20 protein-coding genes and 2 pseudogenes are annotated in these 20,070 nt (G+C 57.5%); 9 read left to right on the top strand and 13 right to left on the bottom strand.

Going from position 1 to position 20,070, the window contains the following annotated elements; all coding sequences use genetic code 11:
• Nucleotides 1-92 precede the first annotated feature (92 nt).
• Nucleotides 93-794 carry a glutathione S-transferase N-terminal domain-containing protein gene (locus C8029_RS12175; RefSeq protein ID WP_152002976.1) on the top strand — a complete coding sequence of 234 codons (702 nt, stop codon included), beginning with the start codon at nucleotides 93-95 and terminating at the stop codon, nucleotides 792-794.
• A gap of 34 nt (nucleotides 795-828) precedes the next feature.
• Nucleotides 829-2,274, top strand: coding sequence for an ArnT family glycosyltransferase (locus C8029_RS12170; protein ID WP_152002975.1), 1,446 nt, complete (start codon nucleotides 829-831; stop codon nucleotides 2,272-2,274).
• Nucleotides 2,275-2,303: 29 nt separating this feature from the next.
• Here C8029_RS12170 and pheT read toward each other — a convergent pair whose 3' ends face one another.
• The 8 genes from pheT to pyk all read right to left on the bottom strand — a co-directional run bounded on the left by pheT (nucleotide 2,304) and on the right by pyk (nucleotide 9,580).
• Nucleotides 2,304-4,697, bottom strand: coding sequence for a phenylalanine--tRNA ligase subunit beta (gene pheT / locus C8029_RS12165; RefSeq protein ID WP_152002974.1), 2,394 nt, complete (start codon nucleotides 4,695-4,697; stop codon nucleotides 2,304-2,306).
• Between the two features lie 59 nt (nucleotides 4,698-4,756).
• On the bottom strand, nucleotides 4,757-5,188 hold the full coding sequence (locus C8029_RS12160) for an ASCH domain-containing protein (RefSeq protein ID WP_009572399.1): 432 nt from the start codon (nucleotides 5,186-5,188) through the stop codon (nucleotides 4,757-4,759).
• Nucleotides 5,189-5,307: 119 nt separating this feature from the next.
• Nucleotides 5,308-5,865 (bottom strand): hypothetical protein, encoded by a 558-nt coding sequence (locus C8029_RS12155; RefSeq protein WP_009572397.1) that lies wholly within the window; start codon nucleotides 5,863-5,865, stop codon nucleotides 5,308-5,310.
• Nucleotides 5,862-6,932, bottom strand: a complete 1,071-nt coding sequence (pheS, locus tag C8029_RS12150) for a phenylalanine--tRNA ligase subunit alpha (protein WP_009572396.1) — start codon at nucleotides 6,930-6,932, stop codon at nucleotides 5,862-5,864. The genes C8029_RS12155 and pheS overlap by 4 nt, the downstream gene beginning before the upstream one ends.
• 231 nt (nucleotides 6,933-7,163) lie before the next feature.
• Nucleotides 7,164-7,526 (bottom strand): 50S ribosomal protein L20, encoded by a 363-nt coding sequence (gene rplT / locus C8029_RS12145; protein ID WP_009572395.1) that lies wholly within the window; start codon nucleotides 7,524-7,526, stop codon nucleotides 7,164-7,166.
• Between the two features lie 15 nt (nucleotides 7,527-7,541).
• Complete coding sequence (gene rpmI / locus C8029_RS12140) at nucleotides 7,542-7,742, bottom strand: 50S ribosomal protein L35 (RefSeq protein ID WP_009572394.1); 201 nt, start codon at nucleotides 7,740-7,742, stop codon at nucleotides 7,542-7,544.
• A 131-nt stretch (nucleotides 7,743-7,873) separates the two neighbouring features.
• Nucleotides 7,874-8,095, bottom strand: coding sequence for a hypothetical protein (locus tag C8029_RS12135; RefSeq protein WP_009572393.1), 222 nt, complete (start codon nucleotides 8,093-8,095; stop codon nucleotides 7,874-7,876).
• 36 nt (nucleotides 8,096-8,131) lie between these two features.
• Nucleotides 8,132-9,580, bottom strand: a complete 1,449-nt coding sequence (gene pyk, locus C8029_RS12130; protein ID WP_152002973.1) for a pyruvate kinase — start codon at nucleotides 9,578-9,580, stop codon at nucleotides 8,132-8,134.
• A 135-nt stretch (nucleotides 9,581-9,715) separates the two neighbouring features.
• On the opposite strand from pyk, the gene C8029_RS12125 reads away from it, so the two are divergent.
• From C8029_RS12125 to C8029_RS12105, 5 genes are all read left to right on the top strand, one after another.
• A complete protein-coding gene (locus tag C8029_RS12125; protein WP_152002972.1) occupies nucleotides 9,716-10,489 on the top strand; it encodes an N-formylglutamate amidohydrolase in 774 nt (257 codons plus the stop codon).
• A gap of 3 nt (nucleotides 10,490-10,492) precedes the next feature.
• A complete protein-coding gene (locus C8029_RS12120) occupies nucleotides 10,493-10,837 on the top strand; it encodes a 5-carboxymethyl-2-hydroxymuconate Delta-isomerase (protein ID WP_152002971.1) in 345 nt (114 codons plus the stop codon).
• 14 nt (nucleotides 10,838-10,851) lie between these two features.
• Nucleotides 10,852-11,172 carry a DUF1244 domain-containing protein gene (locus tag C8029_RS12115; RefSeq protein ID WP_040402437.1) on the top strand — a complete coding sequence of 107 codons (321 nt, stop codon included), beginning with the start codon at nucleotides 10,852-10,854 and terminating at the stop codon, nucleotides 11,170-11,172.
• Nucleotides 11,173-11,335: 163 nt separating this feature from the next.
• Nucleotides 11,336-11,689 carry a hypothetical protein gene (locus tag C8029_RS22745; RefSeq protein WP_152002970.1) on the top strand — a complete coding sequence of 118 codons (354 nt, stop codon included), beginning with the start codon at nucleotides 11,336-11,338 and terminating at the stop codon, nucleotides 11,687-11,689.
• Nucleotides 11,632-13,134: a calcium-binding protein gene (locus C8029_RS12105; protein WP_353617603.1), complete on the top strand. Its 1,503-nt coding sequence runs from the start codon at nucleotides 11,632-11,634 to the stop codon at nucleotides 13,132-13,134. The genes C8029_RS22745 and C8029_RS12105 overlap by 58 nt, the downstream gene beginning before the upstream one ends.
• A gap of 102 nt (nucleotides 13,135-13,236) precedes the next feature.
• On the opposite strand, the gene C8029_RS12100 is transcribed toward C8029_RS12105, so the two are convergent.
• From C8029_RS12100 to dgcN, 3 genes and pseudogenes are all read right to left on the bottom strand, one after another.
• The gene (locus tag C8029_RS12100) at nucleotides 13,237-14,097 is read right to left on the bottom strand and encodes a D-amino-acid transaminase (protein ID WP_152002968.1); all 861 of its coding nucleotides are present in this window, start codon (nucleotides 14,095-14,097) and stop codon (nucleotides 13,237-13,239) included.
• A 24-nt stretch (nucleotides 14,098-14,121) separates the two neighbouring features.
• Nucleotides 14,122-15,089 (bottom strand): annotated as a pseudogene (gene dgcA, locus C8029_RS12095) (N-acetyl-D-Glu racemase DgcA).
• A 65-nt stretch (nucleotides 15,090-15,154) separates the two neighbouring features.
• Nucleotides 15,155-16,156 (bottom strand): N-acetyltransferase DgcN, encoded by a 1,002-nt coding sequence (dgcN, locus tag C8029_RS12090; RefSeq protein WP_009572385.1) that lies wholly within the window; start codon nucleotides 16,154-16,156, stop codon nucleotides 15,155-15,157.
• Nucleotides 16,157-16,434: 278 nt separating this feature from the next.
• Between dgcN and C8029_RS12085 the strand changes: the two genes are divergently transcribed.
• Nucleotides 16,435-17,394 carry an L-malyl-CoA/beta-methylmalyl-CoA lyase gene (locus C8029_RS12085; protein ID WP_009572384.1) on the top strand — a complete coding sequence of 320 codons (960 nt, stop codon included), beginning with the start codon at nucleotides 16,435-16,437 and terminating at the stop codon, nucleotides 17,392-17,394.
• Between the two features lie 77 nt (nucleotides 17,395-17,471).
• On the opposite strand, the gene C8029_RS12080 is transcribed toward C8029_RS12085, so the two are convergent.
• Nucleotides 17,472-18,317 (bottom strand): AraC family transcriptional regulator, encoded by an 846-nt coding sequence (locus C8029_RS12080; protein ID WP_152002967.1) that lies wholly within the window; start codon nucleotides 18,315-18,317, stop codon nucleotides 17,472-17,474.
• A gap of 113 nt (nucleotides 18,318-18,430) precedes the next feature.
• Here C8029_RS12080 and C8029_RS12075 point away from each other — a divergent pair.
• Nucleotides 18,431-19,392 (top strand): annotated as a pseudogene (locus C8029_RS12075) (acetyl-CoA carboxylase carboxyltransferase subunit alpha).
• Nucleotides 19,393-19,433: 41 nt separating this feature from the next.
• Here C8029_RS12075 and C8029_RS12070 read toward each other — a convergent pair.
• Entirely contained in the window at nucleotides 19,434-20,039 is a 606-nt protein-coding gene (locus C8029_RS12070) for a pyridoxamine 5'-phosphate oxidase family protein (protein ID WP_009572381.1), read from the bottom strand.
• Between the last annotated feature and the right edge of the window lie 31 nt (nucleotides 20,040-20,070).

Genomic DNA, 20,070 nt, shown 5'->3' with positions numbered 1-20,070 from the left:
AGCACATTGACGCACATCCTTTAATGGTTTTCTTTCGGCATTCCAGCAATACCTTAGGGGAGATTAACCAGCCCTTCACCGCAGGAGCCTCGATGACCCAGACTGTCAATCACCCGATTTCCGCCCGCTGGCCCGCAACCGAGCCTGAAAAAATTCAGCTCTATTCGTTTCCCACACCAAACGGAGTCAAAATCTCCATCGCGCTTGAGGAAATGGGGCTGGCCTATGAGCCGCATTTGGTCACCCTGGCCGATGCGGATGTCAAAAGTCCCGAATTTTTGGCGCTCAACCCAAACAACAAAATCCCCGCCATCATTGATCCGAACGGCCCGAATGGGGCACAAATCGAATTATTTGAATCTGGAGCAATCCTGATTTATCTGGCTGAAAAATCTGGCAAATTCCTCTCCAAAGACCCAAAGACGCGCTATGAGACGATCCAATGGCTGATGTTCCAAATGGGCGGTATCGGCCCCATGTTCGGCCAGCTTGGATTTTTCTACAAATTCGCAGGCGCCAAGATGGAGGACCCAACCGCCCGCGAGCGTTACATCGGTGAGGCCAAGCGCCTTTTGGCGGTAGTGGACGCGCAGCTTGAGGGGCGTGATTGGATTGTGGGAGACTATTCGATTGCCGATATGGCCATCGCGCCCTGGCTGAATGCGCTTGATTTCTATGGCGCAAAAGAGGTGACAGGCTATAACGATTTGAAAAACGTGCCCGCCTATGTCGCCCGCTTTTATGCCCGTCCTGCGGTTGATCGGGCGAAAAACATCCCGGCGCGGCCGGAGTAACCGGCGCACCTTCAGGCGCTGAGACAGAGGACCCATGCGGCAAGATCGGCTCTTCATTTGGATCATCGCTGCCTATTTCGCGGCCCACACTGTACTTCGAACGGTCCTGGGCGGGTCGTTCGAGGTCGATGAGGCCGAAATGTTCGTCATGGCGCAAGAGGTCCACTTGGGTTACGGGCCACAAGCGCCGCTTTATAATTGGATTCAAGCCGGTGCGTTTGCGCTGTTTGGGGCCAATACATTCGCCGTCGCCGCGGCCAAAAACCTCTTGCTCTTTATCACCTATGCGCTGTTTTTTGATGGTTTGCGGCGGGTTCTCCCGTGTCAAACGGCGGTGCTTGGCACGCTTGCGCTGTTGCTTTTGCCCAATGTATCTTGGGAAGGGCAGCGCGCCGGATCGCATAGCATCGCCATGCTGGCCACGATGGCCGCAACTTTTTGGGTGATGGCACGTCAGACAGAGGTGCCAAAGCCGTGGCACCCTATCGCGCTTGGTCTGGCTCTAGGCTTAGGCGGGCTCGCCAAGTTTAACTTTTGGCTCTTCCCTCTGACGCTGTTCCTATCTGCCCTCACTGTGCCAGAGATCAGGGCTCGACTAATGTGGCGCACCCTTTGGCAATCGGGGCTTGTCGCAGCCCTGATCCTCATCGCACCGATGGCGTGGATGGTCCTGCATTCGGATCAAACCATGGCCTCGGCCTATAAATTCTACTATCCGCCGAAATATGAGACCCTGCCCACATGGCTTGCGGGGCTGGTCGAATACGGCGTTCAAACGCTCGCGGCGCTGGCATTGTTGCTTATGGTCCTCATTGGCGCGCGTTTGGCGCAAGGCCGCGCCGCTCTGCGCTTTGGTCCCGCGATGCCTATGGCGCTTTGGTTGATGCGGGCCGGGATGATCGGGTTGGGATTGGGCGCAGTAGCCGTTGTTGGATTTGGCGTCACCGATGTTCAACCGCGTTGGCTGTTGCCGATGTTGGTGCCACTTTCCATCGGTCTGATGATCTGGGTCACACAAAGCCTCGGCCCGCGCACGAAACGCGCGATTTTGGGCGTTTGTGCCGCCTTGGCCGTCCTGATCTTGGCCGCCATGGCCGACACAAGGCTGCGCGGTGCCGGATCAGATTCGATGCGGGTGGATGTCCTGGCCCAGGCCATTGCCGCAGACCTGCCCGGGGGTCCTGTCGCAGTGATCAGTGGCAATTACTACTTCGCCGGCAACCTGAAATATCACCGCCCAGACTGGCAAGCCCTCGCCCCGCTGCCCAACCGCGTCCCCGCGCCGGGCACGGTTGCGGTGGTGCTTGTCGGTGGCGACATGGTCGCGCGGTCTGAGGCGGTTTTGGCCGAGCACGGCATCAAACCAGACGCGATCGCCAAGGTGATACAACACAGCGCCACCCTGCCTTATCGGTTCGAGGACGTGAAAACCATCGACGTGCCCTACGCGATAGTCGAATTGAAAAACGGCGCCGAATAGACGCCGCTTTCCTCACATTTCAAGACCGATCAGCCGCGCAACGCGCCGCCGGTGGCCTTTTCGACTTTCGCAACGATCTTGGCCGAAATCTCTTCGAGATCTTTGTCTTTCAACGTCGCATCCACAGGCTGAAGGCGCACAGTGATCGCCAGCGATTTTTTGTCTTCGCCCAAAGAGCCACCGATGAATTCGTCAAACACGCGGACCTCTTCGATCAGCACTTTGTCGACGCCTGCGGCCGCATTGACCAAATCCAACGCGTTGACGGATTTATCGACGACAAAGGCGAAATCGCGTTCGACCGCTTGCAGGTCATTGGTGAAAAACGCCGAGCGCGCCACTTTGCTGCCACGCGGCAAAGGTGCCTCTTCCAGATAGACGGTAAAGGCCATTGCCGTGCCTTTGACGCCCATTTCCTTGAGCACTTTCGGGTGCAATTCACCAAACTGCGCCAAGACCTTTTTCGGACCGAGGCAGATTTTGCCCGACCGACCAGGGTGGAACCACGGCGAGGTGTCGCGCAGGATTTGCGCCTTTGCGGGCGCACCGATGGCGGCCAAAACCGCCTCGGCATCGGCTTTCGCATCATAAAGATCCATCACCCGGCGTGCGCCATGGACGTCTTTTGGACCAGAGGCCCCGACCAAAAGCCCCGCCACTTGCAAATGCTGTTCGCCCGGCTCACCGCCATGAAAGGCAGGGCCGCATTCAAACAGTGACAGATCGGCAAAGCCACGCGCCTGATTCCGTGCAGCGGCTTGCAACAGACCGATCAAAAGATCGGGGCGCATGTGGCTCATCTCGGAGGAAATCGGGTTTTCCAATTTCACTGCATCCGTCCCACCGCCAAAGAGTTTGGCAGATTTTTCGTCCACGAAAGAATAGGTGACGCATTCGTTATACCCCAAGGCCGCCGCTTGATGGCGCGCGGCACTTTCGCGGACCTGCATCGGCGTCAGGATCGGTTTGGCGACGCCTGCGGGCCGGGTCATGGCCTTCGGCGCAAGGTGGGTGAGGCTTTCAACACGCGCCACCTCTTCGACCAAATCGGCCTCGCCCAATACGTCGGGACGCCAGCTTGGCACCTGCGCCATATCGCCATCCATGACAAAGCCGAGGCTTTCCAAAATGGCAACCTGACGCGCGGGGGCGATGTCCATGCCAACAAGGCTCTGCACCCGGTCGGTATCAAGGCGATAAGCGCGAGACACATCAGGCACGGCACCGGCCATCACCACGTCAGAGGCCTCACCGCCACAAAGCGCAAGGATCATCGCGGTGGCATCATCCAAGGCCTGCATATTGTAGGCCGGATCAATGCCACGTTCGTTGCGATAGCGCGCGTCCGAATTGACTTTCAACGCACGTCCCGCCTTGGCGATGTCGAGCGTGTTCCACACCGCGGCTTCGACAAACACATCCACGGTGTCGTCGGAACATCCGGTCTCTTCGCCCCCCATGATGCCGCCGATGCTCTCGACTTTGCCGCCTGAGAAAATACACATCGCGCCCTCGGGCATTGTGTAGGTCTTCTCATCCAAGGCCAACAATTCCTCGCCGCCTTTGGCGCGATCAATCACCAAACCGTCTTTGACCGTTGCCGCGTCAAACACGTGCAGCGGGCGGTTGCGGTCATAGGTGAAGAAGTTGGTTACATCGACCAGAATGGAAATCGGACGCAGACCGATGGCGGTCAAACGGTCCTGCAACCACATCGGCGAGGGGCCGTTCTTCACGCCGCGAATATAGCGTCCGCCAAAGAGGTAACAGCCATCCTTGGCCGCCTCCGTGATCTCAACCGAGATCGGATTGGCGAATGTGGACTCGACGGTCTCAACCTTGAGCGGCTTCAACGTGCCAAGACCCCGTGCGGCCAGATCGCGGGCGATGCCATGCACGCCAAGCGCGTCGGGGCGGTTCGGCGTGATCGCAATCTCGATCACCGGATCGACTTTCGACGGATCGGTCTGGGCCAGATAATCCGCGAATTCCATGCCGATCTCGCCGCCTTCCAACTCGATGATCCCATCGTGATCTTCGCCCAGGTTCAGCTCGCGCATCGAGGCCATCATGCCGTGGCTTACGACGCCGCGAATTTTGCCAACCGAAATGGTGATGTCGAGGCCGGGGATATACATGCCTGGTTTGGCGAGCACTGCGGTGATCCCCGCCCGCGCGTTCGGCGCGCCGCACACAATCTGGGTCATGCCCTCATCGGTCTCGACCTTGCACACGCGCAACTTGTCGGCGTCCGGGTGTGGCTCGGCCTCTTGGACCTTGACCAATTTAAACCCCTTCAACGCATCGCGGGGGTTTTCAACGCCTTCGACCTCAAGCCCCAAATCGGTGAGCGCATAGAGGATGTCATCAAGGGAGGCGTCCGTTTCCAGATGCTCTTTGAGCCAAGAGAGGGTGAATTTCATGTCGTCATCTCCTTTGCCTGCTGTCTTTTGGCGGGCGTGTCCTGCGATGGGAGGGGGCGTCAGCGGACGCTCAAATCCTCGACCAGTTCAAATGTTTCAAACACCAATAACGTGTCGCGGTCCAACACGCCTTTCGTGCCAAAGGCCTTGGCGGTGCGTTTACGCCAGGCCTCGATGTCCTTGTCCTCGCCCTCGGCCAGGGCCAGTTGAGGCGTCACGTGGCGGAACTTGATCTTTTCAACGGTGAGCGTGCGCACGACCATGGCGGGGCTGCCGTCCCAGTTGGCGATGATGTCGCACCGGCCCTTTTGCGGCAGGGCACCTTGGTCGTTCTCAAACTCCGACCACGGCAGGCAAGTGGCGGTTTTTTGTTTGGCCGCGACCAACCTGTTGAGATGCTCAACCCGGCCTTTCGTGTCGGCCAATTTAAACGTCCCCGCCCCCGGATAGGTGACTTGGAGGTCTTCCATGTTGTCGTTATGGTCGGTCATTTTTTCGGGTCTTTCGCCTTAGAAGCTCGGATGGCCAGCGTGTTAAGGATACTGTCGAGGCTCGCGGCGGTATCCAGATGCTCTTTGAGCCCGGAGAGTGTGAATCTCATCTTAGCCTCTTATACCCACTTCCACGCCTGTAGAATGACGAAAATCGCCAAGGCACCACACGTCCCTAACAGCATGTACGCTATAAAGTCCGCGGCATCTCGAAGAGCCAGTCTTTTTTGCAGAATGTTTTCCAAGTTTGTCTTCCATGTGTCCGGAGAAGATTCTGAGAATTTTGCTTCATCCAGTTTGCGGAGCCAACGAGGAGGAAAGCACCCACGCTTCTCAATTGGTGCGAATATAGGGTTCGCGGAAAAGGCGAGTAGCAAAGCAAAGACCAAGTAAAATAGACAACAAAAACCTGCAACAAGGCTAAGCAACACCCACAACAACAATGGCAGTGTCCCAATTGACGCCTCTGAAACCATTGAAATGATGCCAGCCCTAGCTGGTTTTTCTAGTGAAATAAGCCAGCTAACAACTGTCGCAGCTCCAGAAAGCACTGCGACAACTGCCAAGCACATTTTCTGTCCTTGCGCGCGCACTTTTTCAAGCTCAGCAGCCAGAAATTGGGGGTATTCGCCTGCCATGCCAAACTTCACGCCAACATAGTTGAAAGTATCACTCACCCGTGAATCCCCCCAGCCAGCGTCGGAACCCCCAGCGGACTGAACCCATAGTGACGCAACCAGCGCAGGTCTGAGTCAAAAAACGCCCGCAAATCGGGGATGCCGTATTTCAGCATCGCCAAGCGGTCGATGCCCATGCCAAAAGCGAAGCCTTGCCATTCTTTCGGGTCGATCCCACCGGCTTGCAACACGTTCGGGTGCATCATGCCGGAGCCCAAGACTTCGAGCCAATCGTCGCCCTCGCCCACGGTGACAGACCCGTTTTCCCAGCGGCATTGCACATCGACTTCGGCGGAGGGTTCCGTGAAGGGGAAATGCGAGGCGCGGAAACGGGTTTTGACCTTGGTGCCGAAAAATGCGGTGTAGAATTCTTCCAACACCCATTTCAGGTTCGCCATGGAGATGTCCTTGTCGATGGCCATGCCTTCGACTTGGTGGAACATCGGCGTATGGGTTTGGTCATAGTCCGAGCGATACACCCGACCCGGCGCGATGATGCGGATCGGCGCGCCCTGGTCGATCATCGAACGGATTTGCACCGGGCTGGTGTGGGTGCGCAAGACGTGGTTCGGGCGATCATCCCCCTCGGCACGGTGCATGTAAAACGTGTCATGCTCTTGGCGCGCGGGGTGATGCGGCGCGATGTTGAGCGCGTCGAAATTGTGCCAATCGTCTTCGATCTGTGGGCCCTCTGCGACGGCAAAGCCAAGATCGGCAAAGATGGCGTAGATTTCCTCGGAAACGCGCGAAATCGGGTGCAGGGTGCCTTGCCGGCGGGCGCGCGACGGCAATGTCACGTCCAACCATTCCTCGGCCAAACGCGCATCCAAAGCGGCGTCTTCGAGCGCAACCTTTTTGGCGGCAAGCGCCGAGTTGATCTCGTCTTTCAAAGCGTTGAGTTTCGGCCCCATCTCTTGGCGCTCTTCCGGGGTCATTTTGCCCAGTTCACGCATCTTGAGAGCGACTTCGCCCTTTTTGCCAACGGCCTGAAGGCGAATGTCTTCGAGCGTGGCTTCGTCCCCCGCCGTCAGAATGGCGGTGAGGTATTTGTTTTTCAGATCGTCCATCCCGAACCCTCTGTTTCCTAAAGCGTCACGCCTTTAACCTGAGACAGGGGAAAGGCGTGACGCTGCCAGACATATCAATGTTGTGGGCGTTCCGCCATAAACCCGTGAAACAGGTTTATGGCGGAACGCTTTATTCCCCGCTTGGTATCACGGGAGGCCCAAAAGACAAGAAGCCGCGAGACCCTAAGGTCCGCGGCTTCCTAAATAATTCAACTCCAATAGGGAGTGAGCTTACGCGAGCGCGGCCTTCGCCTGATTGACGATGGCCCCAAATGCATCCGGCTCGTGGATGGCGAGATCGGCGAGGACTTTACGGTCCACTTCGATGCCAGCCAAGGACAGGCCGTTGATGAATTTGGAATATGTCAGGGACTCGTCGTGGCTACGCACAGCTGCGTTGATCCGCTGAATCCACAAGGCGCGGAAGTTACGCTTACGGACTTTACGGTCGCGTGTGGCGTATTGGTTGGCCTTGTCGACAGCCTGTGTGGCGGTGCGGAAGTTACGCGAACGCGCGCCATAATAGCCTTTTGCGGCTTTGATGACTTTGCGGTGACGGGCGTGGGTGACGGTACCACCTTTGGTGCGGGACATATCTGTGTCTCCCTATTAACGGTTGTACGGCATATAGGATTTCACGATCTTCGCATCGGGTGCGGAGAGCGTGGTTGTCCCACGTGCGTCACGGATAAATTTCGTTGTACGCTTGATCATGCCGTGGCGTTTGCCGGCTTGACCCGCTTTGACCTTGCCAGTGGCGGTCATTTTGAAACGCTTTTTAGCGCTCGACTTTGTCTTCATCTTTGGCATTTCCATCTCCTTATTCGAGTGATCGGATGGTTATACGCGCGACTCGGCATGCCATTTCGCCGGACGCGCACCATGAGCGCGTGCAAGTACAGGCCAATTCGGGTGTTTGCAAGCCTTGAGTTTCAGATGGCTTAGAAATAATGCCCAATCACCCGCATCACGGCATCCGGGATGTCGTTGATGGCATATCCACCGGGGTGTTTGGTGACGGCGGCGACCAAAAGCCCGCCGCCGATCATCACCATGATCGCCGCCCCCCGTGGGGGACGACTGTCGGAAAAGGCGCTGACAAAGGCCGGAACTGCGAGCACACAAATCGCGGTGCCCAGCACGAGAAAAAGATCCGTATCCATCATGCCGTTCCTTTGAAAGGCCTTACGCTGCGGCCATTATTCGGGATCGGTGTTGAAAATCAAGCGTTCCTCGCAGGGCGCGACACGCAAGATGTTGGTCGATCCCGGTTGGTTGAACGGAATGCCAGCGATGACGACGATTTTGTCGGCCTCTGTGGCAAAGCCCGAGGTCCGCGCCGCACGCGCCGCATTGACCACGGCCATTTTGAACCGTTCGACTTCGCCGGTCATGACGCAGTGCATCCCCCAATAGAGGCAGAGCTTGCGCGCGGTGCCCCGGCGCGAGGTCATGGCAATGATCGGCACATGCGGCCGTTCGCGCGCGGTGAGCGCCGCCGTGGTGCCGGATTCGGAATAACACACGATGGCTTTGATCTCGGTGGTTTCGGCGATTTCACGCGCGGCGGACACGATCGCATCGGCCACGGTTTTCTTTTTGGTGCCAGAGCGCGAGGCATCCAAAACATCGCGGTAGACCGGATCGTTTTCGACCTCTTTGGCCACATTGCTCATCGTGGTCACGGCCTCGACCGGGTAATTCCCCGCCGCAGATTCCGCCGACAACATGATCGCATCCGCGCCTTCATAGATGGCGGTGGCCACGTCAGAGACCTCGGCACGGGTTGGCATCGGGCTTTCGATCATGCTCTCAAGCATCTGGGTCGCCACAATCACCGGCTTGGCCGCCGCGCGACATTTGCGCGTCAGGCGTTTTTGGATTGGCGGAACGGCCTGAACCGGCAGTTCCACGCCCAAATCACCGCGCGCGACCATGATCCCGTCAGAGACGGCCAGAATGTCATCAAAACTCTCCACGGCGGAGGGTTTTTCGATCTTCGCCAAAACCGAGGCGCGGCCTTTGACCAGCTCCTTGGCCTGAAGCACATCTTCGGGACGCTGCACAAAAGACAGCGCCACCCAATCGACGCCGAGTTCGCAGACGAATTCGAGATCTTTAAGGTCTTTCGGCGACAGTGCGGCCAGCGGCAACACCACATCGGGAACGTTCACACCTTTGCGGTTCGAAATCGTCCCGCCAACCACCACAACGCAATTGGCGTAATCTTTGCCGCAATCTTCGACGGTCAGGCGAATTTTGCCATCATTGACCAACAGCGAAGCGCCGGGTTTGAGGGCGGCAAAAATTTCGGGGTGCGGCAGTTGCACGCGTTTGCCATCACCATCCGCCGCGTCCAGATCGAGGCGGAACTTGTCGCCCTCCTCCAAATCATGCGCACCGGAGGCAAATTTACCCACCCGCAATTTCGGCCCCTGTAGGTCGGCCAAAATCGCAATCGGGCGACCAAGATCGGTTTCGATCTTGCGAATGATTGCATGGCGGGCACGGATTTCTTCATGGTCGCCATGGCTCATATTCAAACGAAACACATCCGCACCGGCCTCTGACAGCGCGCGGATGGTGGTATAGTCATTGGAAGCGGGGCCCAAAGTGGCCACGATTTTCACATTCCGAAGGCGTCTCATTATGCCTTTAATCCTCTCGGTTCTTGTAGGTTCGCGGCGGGCCACCCCCTCTATGCCGCAAATGGCCTTGCGGCACAACTGGCCCTTTCCCATCAAAGCGCGTATTGGGGAATGACATGGCAAGGTGACGTTAAAATGACCGAAAAAACCCCATTTCTCATCTTTGGCGCGGATCGTCCAGGTCGGTTTCTGGTGACCTGCGATCACGCGACGAACCGCGTGCCTGAGGAATTGGGCGGCGATCTTGGCATCTCTGAGGCCGACATGCAGCGCCATATTGCCTATGACATTGGCGCGCGTGGGGTCACGCGGGAATTGGCGCGCCTGTTGAACAGCCCCAGCATCGAAACCGATTTTTCGCGGCTTGTGATCGACCCAAATCGTGGCGAAACCGACCCGACTTTGGTGATGAAACTCTACGATGGCACGATCATTGCCGGCAATCGCAATGCTGACGCCGCAGAAGTCGAACGCCGCCTCAACGCCTATCATCGCCCCTATCATATGGCGTATGAAGCGCTTGCCGCACAGCGTGACAACGTGGTGATCTGTGCGGTGCATTCCTTTACGCCGCAACTCAAAACCCGCCCGCCCCGCCCGTGGCAAATCGGCATCTTGTCGGCCTATGATCGCCGCTTCACCGACCCGTTTATCAAGGCGCTGGAGGCTTCACCGACCTTGAAAGCCGAGGTTGAGCAGCGCGGTGAACGGTTGGTGATTGGCGACAACGAACCCTATGACGGCCACCTCCCCGGCGATGCGATTGACATCCATGCGCTCAAACACGGACGGCTCAACCTGTTGATTGAACTGCGCTCTGATCTGATCGAAACTGAGGCGGATCAGCTCCGTTGGGCGGGGCTTTTGGCACCGATTTTAACCGAGACCCTCAAAGCAACAGGACTGTAACCCATGCCCCATGTCGTGATTGATTTTTCCGCTGGTTTAGAAGACAGCTTTGACATTGATTTGCTCTGTAAATCCGTGTTTGACGCGCTGATTTTGGATGTCGAAATCAACGCGCCCGCACTCAAAATCCGCGCCCGACCGCAACCCTATTTCCACATCGGAACCGAACCGCAGACCTTCGCCCATGCCACGCTTTACCTTTTGGCCGGGCGCGCGGATGACACCAAGGCACGACTGTCCGACATCGTGTTGCACGCGATGGATGCGGTGCTGCCCAATGTCGGCAGCCTCTCTGTAGATGTCCGCGACATGAACAAAGCCGCCTATGCAAAACGTGTGAAAGGATAAGTCAAATGGACCAAATCGACGCAAAAACCATGATCGAACTTGAGGCCGCCGCCTTTCGTACCTTACGCGCGCATTTGATGGAAAAGCGCACCGATGTGCAAAACATCGACATGATGAATCTGGCCGGGTTTTGCCGCAATTGCCTGTCGCGTTGGGTGCAAGAAGCCGCCCATGAGCGCGGTATTGAAATGAGCAAAGACGAGGCGCGTGAGCTGTATTACGGCATGCCCTATGAGGACTGGAAAGCCCAGTCTCAGACAGAAGCCAGCGCCGAACAACACGCCGCCTTCAAAACGGCTTTTGCCGAAAACGTAGGCGAAGCTGACAAATCATAGCTTTCCCTCGCGCAACAATCCCGCGAAATTTGAGATATTGTTGCGCGTAACCCATTGTAATATTAATAGTTTATTGACCAAAACACCCCGCTCTGAAATAGCCGAACAAGGGTGTTTTTCGATTTTTCCAACACCGAATTTTTACAAGCTCAAGGATTTGAAAATGCTTCTTGCACTGCTTGCTTTGCCAATGCTGATCGGCGCGGTTTACGCTTTGGATCTCGGGGACTCGTCTGACGACACAGAGACGGATGACGATCCGATAGAGGATATGCCAGAACAGCCCACACCGGAAACAACGATCGAAATGGCTTCGACGGACGACGCCTATGAAGGCACGGAGGAGAGCGAGGAAATTCTTGGCACCATGGGCGGCGAAGAGATTGTCACCAACGGCGGTGATGACCTTGTTCAGGGCTATGGCGGCAACGACACAATCTCGCTTGGCTCCGGCAATGACTGGCTCACGCCGGGTCGGGTGACGATTATGTCGAAGGCAATGGTGGCGATGACGTGATCTATGGCGGCAAGGGCGATGACACCGTCGAGGGCGGCTATGGCAACGATTATTTGTTCTTGGGCGGGGGCAACGATTATTCAGGGATTTCGTCGGGTGATGATGAGATAACTGGCTCCGGATATATGGAAACCGGCGATGATTACATCGACGGCGGCGCGGGCGATGACCTGATGATCGACGAGATTGGCGCAAACATCCTCCACGGTGGAGACGGTAACGACAGGATATTTGGCCTGGATGCCAAGGGCACAGAGGCCCCGGACATGTTGTTTGGCGACAACGGCGATGACTACATCGTGGGTGACGATGGCGACACAATGACCGGCGGCGCGGGCGCCGATACCTTTGGCCTGTTTCAGTCTGGGGACACTGACAGCGTCTTCATCACCGATTTCAACACCGACGAAGATGATCTTATCATCAAGTGGTTGGACCGGGATCTCAGCCACCTCACGTCGGGCGAACTCCATACCCCAGAAAACGACTCCACACTCACCTATCGCGACACCGACGCCGGTTTGGCCATCGACATTGATGGGACCGAAGTGGCCGTTCTTGCCGGGCTGACCGAAGACGATTTCCCAAATATAACAATCTACGCCAGCGGAGTGGCTGGATATTATGACGCGATATACGACCACGCCGTGACCGAAGGCGAGGTGTTCAACGGTACAGATGCGCGGGAACATATCATCGGCACTTCATCAGATGATACGATTTTTGCTGGCGGTGGCGATGACACCATCACCAGCGGAGGCGGAGATGACACCCTCGTCGGCAATAGCGGAAACGATTTCATCTACGCTGGGACGGGTAACGATATTGCCGAAGGCGGCTGGGGCGATGATCGCATTGAGCTTGGCGGTGGGGATGACACCTATGGCTTTGGCCTGACCGCCGGCAATCTGGAAGACAACGCCCAGATCTACTTGCAAGGCGGCAATGACACGGTGCTTGGCCAAGATGGGAATGATACGATTGTCGATATCTCGGGTGCGAATGTTTTGAGCGGCGGAGAGGGTGACGACATTCTCTATGGCTATGACGTCGTGGATGAGCTCGCCACCTCGGGCAATCTTCCGCCTGAGACCGGCGATACCTCCGATCACTTGATCGGTGGCGCGGGCAATGATGTGATTTTCGCCGATAATGGCGATCAGGTCACCGGCGGCACCGGGGCCGACTCGATTGCCGCCGCCTTCCAGCGCGATATTGCGGAAACCGCGATCACCGTCACCGATTTCGACCTGAGCGAGGACAAGCTCATTGTGGATGTCTATGGCAACAATCTTCAGGAATTGACCAACGAAGAACTGAGTTTTTCTGACACGCCTGAGGGGCTTGCGGTCACCTATCTGGGTGAAACAGTGGCTGTGCTCAATGGTATCACCGCCGCGAATTTGCCAGCCGATCCGTCGAGTATTTTTGAAATCCTCCTATAAAAGGCGCGACTTTCAAGGCACCCAGGGCCTGACCCCGACGGTAAGACACGAAAAAGGCACCGCCTCGCGAGAGACGGTGCCTTTTACATGAAAACAATCGGATCAAATCGCGGTTTTCAGCATCTCTTCGACGTAAATCTCACGCAGGCGCTTGGCGATCGGGCCCGGCTTGCCATCGGCAATCATCGCGCCATCAATCTCGATCACCGGCTGAGAGAACCCGGTCGCGGAGGTCACAAACGCCTCATCCGCCTCCTGCGCCTCTTTGATGCTAAAGGGGCGTTCCTCGACCTTGATCTGTGCTTCTTCGGCAAAGCGCAGGATCGCGGCACGGGTGATGCCGTGGAGGATGTCGTTGGACAGTTGGCGGGTGATGATCGTGCCATCTTTGACGATATAGGCGTTGTTGGCGTAGCCCTCGGTCACAAAGCCATCTTCGACCAGCCACGCATCTGAACACCCGGCGCGTTTCGCCTGCATCTTGGCAAAAGACGGGTAGAGAAGCTGGGTGGTTTTGATGTCGCGACGGCCCCAACGCAGGTCCTCGACGGAAATCACCTTGATGCCCTCGTCCATGGTTTTGGAATTCAAAAGCGGCTTGGCGAAGGTGAAAAGCACGATGCCACCCGGTACCTCTTCGGGGTCCGGCCAGACGAAATCGCGATCAGAGCCCGCGCCACGGGTGATCTGAAGGTAGACACCACCCTCGTCGATGTTGTTTTTCGCGATCAATTCACGGTGGATCGCCAACAGTTCGTCCATGGTGACCGGGGACGCCATCTCAAGTTCAGACAGCGAGCGTTCGAGACGCGCGGTGTGGCCGGCAAAGTCGATCAACTTGCCGCCGATCACCGATGTGACCTCATACACCGCATCCGCCATCAGGAAGCCACGGTCGAAAATGGATACTTTGGCCTCGGTTTCCGGCAGGTATTCGCCGTTCACATAGACGGTGCGCGTCATCATGATCTCCTTAAATGACGGGGCTTAGCCCCAAAGCGCGCGAACAGGCGGGTGAACGCCCTCCGCGTCGAATTTTAATGGTTCGGCACGGTCTTCGGCCAAAAGCAGAGGTCCGTCAAGGTCCACAACGCGCGCCCCTTGGGCGACAAGCACCGCAGGTGCCATCGCCAAAGACGTCCCGACCATACAGCCGACCATGATGCCGTAGCCCTCGGCCCTTGCCGCATTGCGCAATTCCAAGGCCTCGGTGAGCCCCCCGGTTTTGTCGAGCTTGATGTTGATGACATCGTATTTGCCCTTCAACTCCGGGAGACTCGCCCGATCATGACAGGATTCGTCGGCGCAGACCGGAAGGGGTCTCGCAATCTCCGCCAACATATCATCCTGCCCCGCAGGCAAGGGTTGCTCCACAAGCTGCACGCCAAGCCGCACCAAATGCGGCGCAAGGTCCGAATAGACCTCGGCGGACCACCCCTCGTTCGCGTCCACAATAATTTTCGATTTTGGCGCGCCGCGACGCACCGCCTCAAGCCGGGCCATGTCATCGGGCGTGCCGAGTTTGATTTTCAACAGCGGCCGATGAGCATGTTTGGCGGCAGCGGCCTCCATGCTTTCGGGCGTGCCGAGCGAGAGCGTGTAAGCGGTGATCATCGGGATCGGCGCGGGCAGGCCCAACATCTGCCACACGCGTTTTCCGGCCCGCTTTGCTTCCAAATCCCAAAGCGCACAATCCACCGCGTTGCGCGCGGCACCGGGGTGAAGCGCCTCTTGCAGGGTCGCGCGCGTGATGTCCTCGGGCAGCGTCATGATTTCCTCCGTGACGCTCTCAAGCTTTCGCCATAGCGCGCATAAGGCACGCATTCGCCCCACCCCATCAGATCGCCATCGGTGGCGCGCACGGTCAGGACTTTGGCCTCGGTGCGCGACCCGCGCGAGATGGTAAAGACCTCGGCCAAGCGGAAACTCTCGGAGGTGACGGTGAGCTTGGTCATGAACTCTTCCCTAACAAATATGAGGGCCTAAACATGAGGGCGCCCGAAGACGCCCTCGTTTAATCTTAGACGTTCGCCAATGCTGCGACCAGACGCGCCGCGCCATGGCGGAACGGATCGACCGCGGGCAGGCCCATCTCGGCTTCAACCCGCCCGAGATAGGCGACAGCCTCTTCTTCGGACATGTGTTGGGTGTTCACGGAGATGCCAACCACGACACAGTCCGGGTTTGCCACTTTGGCCAAGGTCAGCGCCACATCGCGCAGCGCTTCAAGCGTCGGCAAAGCATATCCCGGCAGGCCGCGCATATGTTCGCGGGTCGGTTCGTGACACAGGATCAGCGCATCCGGTTGACCGCCATGAACCAAAGCCATGGTCACGCCAGAATAAGAGACGTGGAACAGGCTGCCCTGACCCTCAATCAAATCCCAATGATCATCGTCATTGTCGGGCGTCAGATATTCGATCGATCCCGCCATGAAATCGGCCACAACCGCGTCCAAAGGAACGCCGTCGCCGGTGATCAGAATGCCGGTCTGACCCGTGGCGCGGAAGGTGGATTTCATTCCCTGAGCGCGCATTTCCGCGTCCATTGCCAGCGCGGTGTACATTTTCCCCACCGAACAATCGGTGCCAACAGCCAAACAGCGTTTGCCGGACCGCTTTACGCCATTGGCAATGGGGTATTTCACCGAAGGGACACGCACGTCATGCAACGTGCGACCGCAGGCTTTGGCCACGGCGACGAGGTCTTCCTCGTCGCGCAGCAGGTTATGAAGGCCCGATGCCAGATCGAACCCCTCCTCCAGCGCCTGGATCAGAACTTTTTTCCAAGCCGGGCTGATCACGCCACCCCGGTTGGCCACACCGATCACCAGCGTCTTTGCGCCCGCCGCTTTGGCCTCGGTGAGGTCCATGTCGGGCAATTTCATATCGGCTTTGCAGCCGTCCATACGGAATTGACCAAGGGCAAATTCCGGGCGCCAGTCCTTGATCCCCTGCGCCACTTTTGCGGCCAGTTGGTCAGGGGCGTCACCGAGGAAAAGAAGATATGGCGTTTCAATCATGGCAGCTCTCCAGTTGCGTTTGAATGAGTGTGCTGGTGAATCGCTGCAATGTGCTTCGAAAATTGGGCAGCAACGCTGTCCTTTTGGGATAAATACGTCATTTATTTCATATTATCGGGAGATACTTTCTTATGTGTACAAAATAGGCAAAAAATAAACTTGGTTTGTGGACTGATGCGGGATTTGCCGCAGGAGCAAAATGACTCTTGCGGATATTTGCGCAAGATTATATCAATGCGAACATAAATTTAGAAACATCGTTACCGAAAGGAACCGACATGTCCTTCCGCCTTCAGCCCACCCCCGTGGAACGGCCAAACCGGTGCCAACTTTTTGGCCCAGGCTCAAACACCAAACTGTTCCCGAAAATGGCGGCATCGGACGCGGATGTGATCAACCTCGACCTTGAGGATTCTGTCGCGCCGTCCGACAAAGACATCGCCCGCGCCAATATCATCGAAGCCATCAACACGATTGATTGGGGTAAGAAAACGCTGGCCGTGCGGATCAACTCGCTCGACACCCCCTATTGGTATCGCGATGTGGTCGATCTTTTGGAACAGGCCGGTGAACGTCTGGATCAGATCATGATCCCGAAAGTCGGTTGTGCCGAGGACATTTATGCCGTTGATGCCTTGGTCACCGCAATTGAGCGCGCCAAGGGCCGGACCAAGCGGATCAATTTCGAAGTGATCATCGAATCGGCGGCGGGTATTGCCCATGTCGAAGCGATCGCCGCAAGCTCCCCACGCATGGTGGCAATGAGCCTTGGTGCTGCGGATTTTGCCGCAAGCATGGGCATGCAAACCACGGGTATCGGCGGCACACAAGAAAACTACTACATGCTGCACGGCGACACCCGCCACTATTCCGATCCGTGGCATTGGGCCCAGACCGCCATCGTCGCCGCCTGTCGCACCCATGGTGTGTTGCCGGTCGATGGTCCGTTTGGCGATTTCTCCGATGACGAAGGCTACCGCGCACAGGCGCGCCGCTCCGCAACATTGGGCATGGTCGGCAAATGGGCGATCCACCCGAAACAGATCGCCTTGGCCAATGAGGTGTTCACCCCCTCCGAGGAAGCCGTCGCAGAGGCCCGCGAGATTTTGGCCGCAATGGAAATCGCCAAAGCCAATGGCGAAGGCGCGACCGTGTACAAAGGCCGGCTCGTTGACATCGCGTCGATCAAACAGGCTGAGGTCATCGTGGCCCAGTCCGAATTGATCGCCAAGAGCTGATCTCCTCCGGCTGGGGCGGGGAGGCCCTGACTGTTGAGGTGACGCGCGCCTGGGGAGCAATCCTCAGGGCGCATTTTTTACTGCAAAGGCACGCAGATCAGCGTGACCAAATCCTCGGGAGCTGTGTCCATCGGCGTGTTTTCATAAAGCTCATAAGGCGGCGCATCGCGAGGCACTTCGCCGCTTTGCGGCAACCACGACCCAAACAGCGTGGCATAGGCATTGGACAGGCCCTCATAGGGGCCAACATAGCGCAAAACCGCATATTTGCCGCCGACCAAAGCGATCTCTTCCAACGGATCTTCGATCAACGCCCCCTCCGGCACACTCATCCCCGCATAGGAGCGCAGCGCGTCCAAAGGCACCGAGGACGGATCGTCCAGATAGACGCCAATCATCGGCCCCGCCTGTTGCATCATCCCGCGCGCGCCAAGCACGGCACCGGCTTTGCCAAAGGCTTGGTTCACTTTCATATAATCGCCCAGATGCGCAATCGCAGCGAGGCGATGGGCGGGCATATCGCGAATGTCGATGTCGTACATGGTAAACTCCTTTTGCCGCGGCAGTGTCTCGGACAACGGCTGGGGCGTGACAAAGCCACGCTCCCGAAACGCGCCGGGACTCATTCCATTTTGATCGCGAAAGGCGCGCGAAAAACTGGACAGATTGGGATAGCCATGCCGGGCGGCGATTGCCTCAATCGGCTCACCTCCGCGCAACAATTCAGCCGCCGCAGCGCGCAACCGCACGCGCCGCACCGCCTGTGCCACGGTTTCCCCGGTCATCGCGCGAAACACCCGATGAAAATGGAATCGGCTGAGCGCGGCCACCTCCGCCAATTGGTCCAGCGACAAATCCCCTTCCAAATTGGCCTCGATATAGGTGAGCACGCGCAACAGTCGATGATCGTAATCTTGTGCCATTTTTTGCCCCTTTCGCCCCATGTCCTCGCATAGATGCGCTTTGCAAATCTTGCCGAGTTGCACCGGCGCGCGAAAATCGCCATATACAGACAAGACCAGTGTCGGAGTACAGCATGACCCATTATCTCGAATTCGAAAAACCCCTTGCGGAAATCGAAGGCAAAGCCGAAGAACTGCGCGCCTTGGCGCGGGCCAATGCGGAGATGGATGTGGAAAAAGAGGCCGCCGGCCTTGATAAGAAAGCTGCCGACATCTTGAAAGACCTCTACAAAGGTTTGAGTCCCTGGCGCAAATGCCAGGTCGCGCGTCATCCGGATCGTCCGCATTGCCGCGACTATATCGAGGCGCTTTTTACCGAATACACCCCCTTGGCGGGAGACCGCAATTTCGCTGATGACCATGCGGTGATGGGCGGTCTGGCCCGGTTTAATGACCAACCCGTTGTGGTCATCGGTCAGGAAAAGGGCCATGACACCAAATCGCGCATCGAACGCAATTTCGGCATGGCGCGCCCCGAAGGCTACCGCAAGGCCATCCGTTTGATGGAGCTTGCGGATCGGTTTGGCCTTCCGGTCATCACTTTGGTCGACACCCCCGGTGCCTACCCCGGCAAAGGCGCCGAGGAGCGCGGTCAATCCGAAGCCATCGCCCGCTCGACGGAAAAATGCCTGCAACTGAAAGTGCCGCTGATCTCCGTGATCATTGGCGAAGGCGGTTCTGGCGGGGCTGTCGCCTTCGCCTCGGCCAATAAGGTCGCGATGTTGGAACATTCGGTCTATTCGGTGATCACGCCAGAAGCTGCGCCTCGATCCTTTGGAAAGACGCCGAGAAAATGCGTGAGGCGGCAGAAGCCCTGCGCCTGACCGCGCAGGATTTGCAGAAACTCGGCGTGATTGATCAGATTATTCCCGAACCGCTGGGCGGCGCGCAACGCGACCCGCAAGCAACCATCGCCGCCGTTGGCAAAGCGATTGAAGCCCTGCTTGCACCGCTGAAAAAGAAAAAGCCCGATGCGATCCTGAAAGAGCGTCGTAAGAAGTTCCTGGACGTGGGGTCAAAAGGACTCGCGGCCTAACACATTTATTTCAGACAAAACGCCGCCTTCTCGCGGCGTTTTTACCACATGCTGTTCGCGGCGCGCTCCGGCCATTCTTCGTCATAGGCTTTGCCGCCGACACGGCCCTCGGTCAGCGCCGCCAAAATATCGCCCACACTCGGCAGGCCTTCACTTTCGTCCCCCGCAGCCCAAAGCCCGGAGCGGATCAAAGCGCGCGCGCATTGGGTGTAAATCTCAGCAATCTCGATCACGATGACGGTCCGGGGATGACGCCCGTCCTTTTCAAAGGACCGACACAGATCGTCGTCTCCGGTGACAAACGCCCGGCCATTGATCCGCACCACATTATTGGACCCCGGCACAAACAGCATCAAAGAGACCCGAGGGTCGCGGACGATATTGCGCAGGCTGTCGATCCGATTGTTGCCACGCCAATCCGGCAAAGCCAGCGTCCCGGCATCCAATTCGCGCACCACAGCGCCGTCGTCGCCACGCGGCGAGGCGTCAGTCCCCTCCGGTCCCACCGTTGAGAGAATGCAAAACCGCGACCGGGCAAGCCAGATGCGAAACTCCGGTGTGACGCGACGCGCCACCTTTTGCGTCGCGGCGGGTCCGGGCACACCATACAACGCCTCAAGGTCTTCAATGGTTTTGATCGGCGTCATCTTGCATCTTCCTTTTACAGGCGGCCTAGCC

Source organism: Roseobacter sp. TSBP12, from assembly GCF_009129705.1.
Classification (GTDB): domain Bacteria; phylum Pseudomonadota; class Alphaproteobacteria; order Rhodobacterales; family Rhodobacteraceae; genus Celeribacter; species Celeribacter baekdonensis_A.
This window is presented reverse-complemented; position numbering and strand designations above follow the sequence as displayed.